This window comes from Streptomyces sp. NPDC000594 (assembly GCF_040299965.1).
In the GTDB taxonomy this organism is placed as follows: Bacteria; Actinomycetota; Actinomycetes; order Streptomycetales; family Streptomycetaceae; genus Streptomyces.
Window position 1 is genome coordinate 1 of the sequence record NZ_JBEPCY010000069.1, and the last position, 9,067, is coordinate 9,067.

General features: G+C 71.8%; 7 protein-coding genes. 1 reads left to right on the forward strand and 6 read right to left on the reverse strand.

The features are described 5' to 3' along the window. Positions 1–116: 116 nt before the first annotated feature. Genes ABT354_RS37775 through ABT354_RS37785 form a run of 3 tightly spaced genes read right to left on the reverse strand, consistent with a single transcriptional unit; the run spans position 117 to position 4,740 of the window. The gene (locus ABT354_RS37775) at positions 117–974 is read right to left on the reverse strand and encodes an HAD family hydrolase (protein WP_351502563.1); all 858 of its coding nucleotides are present in this window, start codon (positions 972–974) and stop codon (positions 117–119) included. Further along, positions 971–3,577 (reverse strand): phosphoribosyltransferase, encoded by a 2,607-nt coding sequence (locus ABT354_RS37780; RefSeq protein ID WP_351502565.1) that lies wholly within the window; start codon positions 3,575–3,577, stop codon positions 971–973. The genes ABT354_RS37775 and ABT354_RS37780 overlap by 4 nt, the downstream gene beginning before the upstream one ends. Beyond that, positions 3,574–4,740 (reverse strand): HpcH/HpaI aldolase/citrate lyase family protein, encoded by a 1,167-nt coding sequence (locus ABT354_RS37785; protein WP_351502567.1) that lies wholly within the window; start codon positions 4,738–4,740, stop codon positions 3,574–3,576. Before ABT354_RS37785 ends, ABT354_RS37780 begins: the two co-directional genes overlap by 4 nt. A 262-nt stretch (positions 4,741–5,002) precedes the next feature. Here ABT354_RS37785 and ABT354_RS37790 point away from each other — a divergent pair, with 262 nt between their 5' ends. Further along, on the forward strand, positions 5,003–5,788 hold the full coding sequence (locus tag ABT354_RS37790) for a TerD family protein (protein ID WP_351502569.1): 786 nt from the start codon (positions 5,003–5,005) through the stop codon (positions 5,786–5,788). 113 nt (positions 5,789–5,901) lie between these two features. Here the strand turns inward: ABT354_RS37790 and ABT354_RS37795 are convergent, their stop codons facing one another. From ABT354_RS37795 to ABT354_RS37805, 3 genes are all read right to left on the reverse strand, one after another. Beyond that, positions 5,902–6,639 (reverse strand): Tellurium resistance, encoded by a 738-nt coding sequence (locus ABT354_RS37795; protein ID WP_351502571.1) that lies wholly within the window; start codon positions 6,637–6,639, stop codon positions 5,902–5,904. Positions 6,640–6,842: 203 nt separating this feature from the next. Then, a complete protein-coding gene (locus tag ABT354_RS37800) occupies positions 6,843–7,961 on the reverse strand; it encodes a DUF475 domain-containing protein (protein ID WP_351502573.1) in 1,119 nt (372 codons plus the stop codon). Positions 7,962–8,199: 238 nt separating this feature from the next. Then, on the reverse strand, positions 8,200–8,775 hold the full coding sequence (locus ABT354_RS37805; RefSeq protein ID WP_351502575.1) for a TerD family protein: 576 nt from the start codon (positions 8,773–8,775) through the stop codon (positions 8,200–8,202). Between the last annotated feature and the right edge of the window lie 292 nt (positions 8,776–9,067).

Sequence of the window (9,067 nt, forward strand, 5' to 3'; positions counted from 1 at the left end):
TTTTTTTTTTTTTATTCCTCCGGCTTTTCTTTTATCTTAGGTTGTTTTTCTAACGCCGGTGGCGGGGCGGGTGTCCTCGTGTTCGGCCGGCGGGCCGCTGCCGTACCCGGGCAAGGCTAGGGCCGGTGGTCGCCGACCTCGGCGAGGAAGCGCCGCAGGATCTCCTCCCCCGCCGCCACCCCCCGTTCCTCCAGCACCTCGACCCCGGGCGCCGTCCAGCCGCTCTCGGCCAGCTCGCCATGGCCGGGGCGGAAGGCCAGATCCGCCGCGAGCAGCAGATCGGCGTCGAGCAGGGAGTCGCCCGCCGCGAGCGTGCGATCGGCCCCGGTGCGCCGGACGACCTCCCGCAGCGCCCCGCTCTTGGTGAGCGGGCGGGGCACCGCGTAGAGCTTGCGCCCCTGGAGGGAGATCGACCAGCCGCGCGGCTCCGCCCAGGCGGCCAGCTCCCGTACCCAGTCGCCGGGCAGCAGCGCGCGCTCCACCACCAGATAGGCGAAGAGATCGTCGGCGGTGCGCTCCTTGAGCAGCCACGCGTGGTCGGCGGTGGCGGTCAGCCGGGCGCGGACCTCCGCGAGGGAGGCGCACCCGTCCGCGATCCGCGCCTCCACCGCACGCCGCCACCCCGGGTCCGGTGTCCCGTCCACGAGGATGTCCCCGCCGTTGGCGCAGATCGCGTACGCCGCCGGGGGGCCGGGCAGCCGGATCCGGCCGTACTGCGCCCGGGTACGGGTGGTGGTGGGCACGAGGACGGCGGCGGCGGCGAGACGGGCCAGCAGCCCGGCGGCGGTCTCGGTCAGATAGGAGATCGGCCGGGACTCGTAGACCTCCACGCAGAGCAGCCGGGGGGCCTCGGCGTCGGGGACGGTCAGCCCGAGGGCGGCGGCGGAGTAGATCAGCGTACGGTCGAGATCACTCGCGACCACGGTGGTGGGGACAGCGGTGGCGGGGACGGTAGTGGCGGTACGGTCGGTCACAGCGCGTTCACCGCCCGGCCGTCGGCGCCGGTCGCGCCCCGGGTGTAGCGGGGGTGGATCAGTCCGACACAGCTGTACGGCAGATCCCGGACCTCCTCCACGGGGACCCCGCGCTGATCGGCGAGCAGCCGTACATGGTCGAGTTCCGCACCGGCCCCGGCGCGGGCGAGGATCTTCCAGGGGACCCGGCGCAGCAGTACCCGGGTGGTCTCGCCGACACCGGGCTTGACCAGGTTCACCTGGTCGATGCCGTGCTCCTCGCTGATCCGCTCGACGGCGGCCCACCCCGCCCAGGTGGGGGTACGGTCGGCCGCGAGCAGTTCGCGGACATCGGCGGCGACGGCTCCGGCTACCTGGTCGAACCGGTCGGCGACGGTGTCGAGGAAGAGCCCTGAGACATCCGAACCGGCCAGCTCCCGGTAGAACTTGGCGCCGTGGTAGTCGCCGGGCCCGACGAGGTCGGCGCGGAGCACGGTCCGCGATATCAGCCCGGAGACAGTGGAGTTGAGGCAGGCGGAGGGGATGAGGAAGTCGTCCCGGGTGCCGTAAGTGCGGACACAGCCGCCGGGGTCGGCGAGGACGGCGATCTCGGGCCGGAAGCCGTCGAACGGGGCGAGCGCGGCGGCCAGTTCGCGGGTGATGGCGCCCTTGCCGGTCCAGCCGTCGACGAAGACGACATCGGCCGGGTCGTGGTGGTGGGCGAGCCAGCGCAGGGCGTTGGTGTCGATGCCCCGGCCCCGGACGATGGAGACCGCGTAGTGCGGCAGGTCGAGGCCGTGGCGGTGCTGGGCCCAGCGGCGCATCAGGATGCCGACGGGGGTGCCGGCGCGGGCGAGGGAGACCAGGACCGGGCGGGGCGAGCGCTCGGCGAGGACGGTCTCGGTGACGGTGCCGACGGCCCGTGCGACGCGGTCGGCGGAGGCGTCCAGGGCGGTGTGGAAGAGCCGCTGGTACTCCTCGCTCGGCTGGTACTCCACCGGCAGCGATTCGGCGTAGTGGGCCTCGCCGCTCTGGATGGCCTCCTCGCGCTCCTCGGTGGGGGCCTCCAGCTCGGTCCGGGAGAGGTCCTGGAGCAGCCAGCCGACATCGTCGGGCCGGTACGAGGAGAAGGCCGGGCCGCGCAGGGGCTCCGGCAGCGACTCCGGGGCCGGCCCGGCGGGCCGTGCGGCGGACGGTGCGGTGGCCATGGCGGCCCTTTCCGTGACGAGGGCAGGGACAGGAGTGGCGGGGATGGCGGCGGATACGGGTACGGGGGCGGAGGCCGCGGGCCCGGATCCGGCGGGGGAAGCGGTGGTCCCGGGCACATGACTCGGCACCACGGCCAGCAGCACCCTCGGGATCTCCCCGGCGAGCCGGTCGAGCAGCCCCCCGGGCGCGTGCAGCGCCGGGGTGTCGGCGGCCGAGTCGACCACCGCGACCACCGCGTCGAAGCCCCCGCCCGCCACGTTGTAGGCGAAGCGGTCACCGGGGCCGTCCGCCGGGTCGTCATGGGCAGGGAAGACGATACGGGTGCGTATCGCGTATCCGGGGTCGTCCACGGCGAGCACGGGCGAGCGGGTGGTGGTCGAGTACCGCACCTCGGTGCCCGGCGCGGCCCGCTCCTCCAGGGCGGTGGCCAGGCGCAGCGGCGCGTACATCAGCTCCTCGCAGCCGAGGACCAGGATCCGGCGCGGGCCGGGCGCGGGGGGTGTGCCGAGGGCGGCCTCGATCCGGGCCGCCATGGCGGGCAGGGCGGTCTCCAGCCGGGCGCGGTGGCCGGGGAGGAAGCCGTGCCGGCCGCCGTCGGGGAGACCGGCGGGCCAGCCCAGGTCGACCCTCTCGGCCGGGCCGGCCACCCCGTCCCCGTCCGCCGGAGCTGTCGGCGCGGGTGTGTAGCGGGTCACCAGCTCCGCGCCCGCCGTCAGTACCCCCTCCGGCAGCACGGTCCGCCCCGTCGCCAGCGCGACCAGATCGATCCGGGCGCCGATCTCCCGGGCGAAGGCCGCCAGCCGGTCGCGGTCGGCGGGGCCGCGCATATCGACCAGGGCGACGACGACATAGCGCTCGCGCGGCCGGCTCCGGTGCAGCTCGGCGAGGGTGTTGAGCACGGTCTTCCCGGTGGAGAACTCGTCGTCCACCAGGACCAGCGGGCCCGGCCGGGTCAGCAGCCCCGGGTCCTGGGGCAGCAGCAGATGGGAGGTGGCGTGCGAGTGCTCCTCCTCGAAGCCGCCCGCGCGGGCCACCCCCGCGACCGGGCGGCGGGTGGAGTGGAGGTAGGGCGCGAGGGCCAGCCCGTCGGCGACCGAGTGACCCAGGCCGGTCGCGGTCTCCGCGTAGCCGACGACGACCGACCGGGCCGCCTCCGCCTCGCCCAGCAGGGCGCGGACCCGCTCCCCGAGGCCGTACCCGGCCGCGTGCACCACCGCCGGGGACTGCGGCACATGTTTGCCGAGGACGGAGGAGACCAGCAGATGGGCCCGCTTGGGGTTGCGGCGCAGCGCGAGGCCGAGCAGGTCGGGGAGGCGTTCGTCTCCTTCGAGGCGGACGCCGAGCCGTTCGGCGACCCAGGTTCCGGACCACACCACCGTGGATGTCTTCTCTCTCTTCGTCCGCCGGGGCGTCATTCGGCGGTGTGTCCGGCCGTGAGGAGTTCCACGAACCCGACCTCTTCCCTGGCCACTCCGAAGACCTCGGCGCGGAGCAGGGTGCGCTCGGCCCAGGCCCGGTGGGGCTTCACTTCGTTCATCTTGTTGGTGTACGCGGAGCGCAGTACGCCGCCCCCGCCCCGGTCGGGGCGGAGGATGTCCTGGGCGTCGCCGTACTCCTCGTGGCTGACGACGGAGAGCGCGTGCACCGGCAGGACATGCGAGGGGTGGATGCAGGTCTTGCCGGTGAGGCCGTTGGCCCGGTCCAGGTCGATCTCGCGGAGCAGCCCGTCGAGGTCGTCCTCGATGAGCGAGGTGCGCAGCTCGTCGGCGCGGAGCTGGAGGAAGGGGCTCCGCCGGAGCTGGGGTTTGAACATGCGCTGCTGGAGGCGGAAGTACTCCCAGACGGGTCCGGTGACGGTGTAGCCGGTGCCGTCGGAGCGGCCGAGGACATTGACCACGTCGGCGATGACGGAGGCGACGATCTGGACGTCGTAGGCGGTCATGTCGGGCGAGCGGCGCAGGCCGTAGGCGGAGCAGAAGTCGGTGACGCCAAGGCGGAGGGCGAGGACCCGGTGGCGGTACTTGTCGACGGTACGGGCGATTCCGGCCAGGGTCTCGACCCGGGTCTCCAGATGCAGCAGCTCGGGGGATTCCAGGACGGGCATGGCGAAGAGGCGCCGCCCGGTAAGGGTCTCGGCGGCGGTGAGCGCCTCCAGGAAGGGGACTCCCCGCTCCTCGGTGAATTTGGGAAGCACAAAACCGGACAGTCTGCTGATCGCCGGGCCGAGGCGGGTGGCGAGATCGGGGATCTGGGCGGGCTCCCGGACTCGGATGAAGATCAGCGGGTGCTCGCGCCCGCGTGCGTGGAGGTCGGCGAGCTGCCGTACGAGATTCTCCTCGGCGAGCGGAACCTCCTCGTCGTGGATGGAATCCTCCAGGCAGAGGACCATCGAGACGACCCCGATGGCGTTCTGCTTGAGGATGTCGTCGGCGAGCCGGGGGCGGGTGGCGGGGCTGTAGAGGGTGGCCCCGAGGGCCGCCGCGAGGGTGCGCGCGGAGGCGGCCGCGGTGAACTCCGCCGGCTGCCGATGGAAGAGACGCTCACGGGCGGCGGGCGAAAGGTGCCCGAAATGACGCATGTGTCTCCCCGGTGTCGCTGGGTGACCAGCCGCTTTGGCATGGCCGGTAATAGTACGTGTGGATGTCGGCCAATGGTTCCCGGCGCTCATGAACGCCGGGTGTCGCCGGGGCGCCCTCCGGCGGATTCACGGACCACGCGCGGGGTCCTGTCCGGGCGGGCCGGGTGTACGGGCCGCTGCGGGTCCCCCGGGCGGGCGCGGGCCACGCGCGGGGGCCGGTCCGCGTTGTCCGGGCGGTGCCCGGGAGGGCAGGATGACGGGCATGACGCACGCCATGATGAAGGGCTCGAACGTCCCGCTGAACACCACGGCGGTACGGGCCGTGCTGCGCTGGACCCCGGGCCCCGGGGTACCGGACGTGGACGCTTCGGCGCTGCTGCTGGGCGCGGACGCCCGGGTGCGGTCGGACGAGGACTTCGTCTTCTACAACCAGCCGCGCCATCCCTCGGGGCTGGTGCGGCGGCTGTCGAAGAAGCGGGTGGGCGATCAGCTGACCGACGCGGTGGAGGCGGATCTGGCGGCGCTCGACCCCTCCGTCGATCAGGTGGTCCTGGCGGCCTCCTCGGACGGTGACACCTTCCGTACCGTACGTGATCTGCGGATCCTGCTCTTCGACGCCTCGGCGCCGGGGGGTGAGCCGCTGGCGGTCTTCGATGTGCTGCCCGACACCGGCGCGGAGACCGCGATCATCTGCGGTGAGCTGTACCGGCGGGGGGACAGCTGGAAGTTCCGCGCGGTGGGGCAGGGGTATCCGACGGGGCTGGTGGGGCTGGCCACCGAGTTCGGGATCTCGGTGGACGAGTCCGAGGGCGACGGCGACGACCCGGCGGGCGCGGCGGAGGAGCACCCCACCGAGCCGGTGCCCGGGGCGGGGGGACCCGCGTACGGCTATCCGCACGGCTCCCCGGCGCCGCCCGCCGCTCCGGTGCCGGGGCCGGGTGCCGGGGCCCAGGAGCCGGCCGCCGGCCATCCGCAGCCCGCCGCCGCCTTCGTACCGGATCCGGACTTCCGGCTGCCGCCGATGGGTCCGCAGTTCATACGGCCCTGAGCCGCCCGCCACCGGCCCCGGGCACGGCCCCGGGAACGGCCTCCGCGCCGACTCCGGCCACGGCCCGCGTGCCGACCCCGGCCCCGGTGCCCGGCACCGGCACCGGCACCGGCCTAGGCACGGGACTTGTAACCGCGGCCCCACTGGAGGCCCCAGCCGTAGAGTCGGTCCAGCTCCGCCTGGAAGCCGTAGACATAGCGCACCTCACGCCGGACGACCAGCTCGCCCTTCTGGTTCTCCAGGAGGAACACCGCGCAGGAACGGGCCTGGGGGGCGCGCTCGTCCAGTTCGATCTCTATCCGGGGGCCGCTGCTGGGGTAGAGCGTCACCATGGCGTGCGTGCGGTCAAAGGCCGGGGTCTGGTCGTAGATGTAGACGAAGAAGAGCAGCCGCTTGATCTCCTCGTGGTGGTCGAGGTTGACATAGGCGGTCTCGCCGGAGCCGGAGCCGAAGCGGTCGTCGCCGCTGATGCCGACATAGGGCGACTCGGTGGTGGAGCCGAGGAAGTTGCCCAGCGGCTGCACCACGCCCTTGCCGCCGTCGGCCAGCTCATAGAGACAGCCGAGGTCGAGGTCGACATTGACCATGCTCTGGGTGTGGGCCTGGACCACATCCGGCTTGAAGAAGTTCAGGGGGTTCCGCAGCAGCTGCCCGTTCCGCCGGGAGCTCTCCCCGAAATCCGTGGTCCGCATCCGCCAGGAGAGATTGACCCGCAGATGACCGGTGGCCGCACCCTGTTTGGTGAGGGAGACCGCCGGGCGCCGCCGGGTCAGTGAGATCGTATTGGCCGCGGCCCCGCCCATGTCGAACTGTGCCGACCCGCGCTGGAACAGCCGGTCCCAGATAGCCATGCCCCGCCCCTCTGTGTCGTGTCCGCGCCGCTGTGCCGGCCCCCGTGCCAGGAGAGCCGGTCCCGCGTCGCCCTGCCGCCCCCGCCGGACGGCGGGGTGCCCGCCGCGCCCGGCGGGGCGGCGCCGGGACCGTGTCCCGAAGCCGCCCCGCTGTGAGCGTTCCTCAATCGGACGGTGGTCACACCCCGCGTCCGGAGTGTGGCTCAGCCTTTTCGGCCCGCCGCGTCCGCCAGGGCGAGCGCGCGGTTGCGCCGCACCGAGGACCAGAAGGACCAGCCGATCAGCGCGACGCCGATCAGACCGGTGATCATCTCAGGGATCTCGTACTGGATGCTGATCAGCAGGATGATCGCGAGGGCGCCGATGGCGTAGTGGGCGCCGTGCTCCAGATAGACATAGTCGTCCAGGGTGCCCTGGCGGACCAGATAGACCGTGAGCGACCGGACGTACATCGCGCCGACACCGAGGCCGAGGGCCATCAGCACGATGTCATTGGTGATGGCGAAGGCGCCGATGACACCGTCGAAGGAGAAGGAGGCGTCCAGGACCTCCAGATAGAGGAACATGAAGAAGGCGGCCTTGCCGCCGATGGCGACCGCGGTGACCTTCTTGCCGCTGCGGAGGGCCTGTTCCTCCGCCTCGTGCTCGCGCTCCTCGGACTCCTCCAGTTTGTTCTCGAAGTAGCTGGAGAGCCCGCCGACGATGAGATAGGTGACCAGACCGGCGATACCGGAGAGCAGGACGGTCTCCGCCTTGTCGGCATGTCCGCCGCCGTGCTGATGGGCGTTCTTGGCGAAGGTCATCGCGCTGATCAGCAGTATGACCAGCGCGATACAGGCCGAGAGCATGTCGACCTTGCCGAGCTTGGCCAGCGGGCGCTCCAGCCAGCCGAGCCACTTGATCTCCCGGTCCTCGAAGATGAAGTCCAGGAAGATCATCAGCAGGAACATGCCACCGAAGGCGGCGATCGACGGATGGGCGTCGGTCACCAGCTCCTGGTACTTGTCCTTGTCGTTGAGGGCGAGATCGACGGCCTCGATGGGGCCGAGGTTGGCGCTGACCGCGACGATGACGACGGGGAAGACCAGCCGCATACCGAAGACGGCGATCAGAATGCCGATCGTGAGGAAGATCTTCTGCCAGAAGGCATTCATCTTCTTCAGGATTCCGGCGTTGACCACCGCATTGTCGAACGAGAGCGAGATCTCCAGGATGGACAGGATCGCGACGACCCCGAACGCGGTCCACCCTCCGTAGAAGAACGCCAAGACCAGTCCGAGCGCGGTGACCGCGAACGACCAGCCGAAGGTTTTCAGAACCACTGGCACCCAATCGTGTCAGGGGGTTCCCGGGCCAGGGCCCGGGGGAGGCGTTCCCCCGTACCGGAGACCGGGTCCCCCGTGCTGTGCGATGAATAAGTGGAACAACCGAAAGAACCGGAACGTCTCTGAGGAGCGGTGAAAGCGGTGGGATCCGGGGAGTGCGCGGAAGAGGACGGAGGGAGGAGGACGGCGGGGAACGGAAGCGAGGGGACGGGGCCGGGGGACGGAGGGGGCGGGGCTACGAGACATTGACCCCGAAGTCGAGGGCGATACCGCGCAGGCCCGAGGCGTACCCCTGACCGACCGCGCGGAACTTCCACTCGCCCTGGTACCGGTACAGCTCGCCGAAGATCATGGCGGTCTCGGTCGAGGCGTCCTCGCTCAGGTCGTAGCGGGCCAGCTCCTGGCCGTCCGCCTGGTTGACCACGCGGATAAAGGCATTGGAGACCTGGCCGAAGGCCTGCGAGCGGGCATCGGCCTCATGGATGGAGACCGGAAATATGATCTTGTCCACCTGGGCCGGGACCTGGGGGAGATCCACGATCAGCGACTCGTCGTCGCCGTCGCCCGCACCGGTCTGATTGTCACCGGTGTGCTCCACGGACCCCTCGGGGCTCGTGAGGTTGTTGTAGAAGACGAAGTACTCGTCGCCCAGGATCCGGCCGCCCGCGCAGAGCAGCGCGCTGGCGTCCAGGTCGAAGTCGGCGCCGGTGGTGGTACGGACATCCCAGCCCAGGCCGATCAGTACCCGGGTGAGATTCGGCGCGGCCTTGGAGAGGGAGACATTGCCTCCCTTGGCGAGCGTGACACCCATGGATCTTGTCCTCCCCAATGAACAGGTCTCAAGGAACGGAGTCCCGGGGAACGGGGTCCCCGAGGAACGGAGCCTCCCGGCGCCTGCCACCGACACACGGCGCCGGTCACCGGCAGACTCCCCCGCACCACGGCGGACCGGCCCCTGCGGTCCGGTGCGGAGATGTCCGCCCAGGCGCGTCCGGCGCCGCACCCCGGGTGGGGGGGGGCGGGCGCGGCGCCGGCCGCCGGCCGGGGCGCCGGGGCGGGGGGGGCGGGGGCCGCCCCCCCGCCCCCCCCCGCGGCCGCGGCGG

Coding starts and splice junctions, on each gene's coding strand:
- ABT354_RS37795 (WP_351502571.1), bottom strand. CDS start 6,639: ATGGCTATCTGGGACCGGCTGTTCCAGCGCGGGTCGGCACAGTTCGAC.
- ABT354_RS37805 (WP_351502575.1), bottom strand. CDS start 8,775: ATGGGTGTCACGCTCGCCAAGGGAGGCAATGTCTCCCTCTCCAAGGCC.
- ABT354_RS37780 (WP_351502565.1), bottom strand. CDS start 3,577: ATGACGCCCCGGCGGACGAAGAGAGAGAAGACATCCACGGTGGTGTGG.
- ABT354_RS37790 (WP_351502569.1), top strand. CDS start 5,003: ATGACGCACGCCATGATGAAGGGCTCGAACGTCCCGCTGAACACCACG.
- ABT354_RS37785 (WP_351502567.1), bottom strand. CDS start 4,740: ATGCGTCATTTCGGGCACCTTTCGCCCGCCGCCCGTGAGCGTCTCTTC.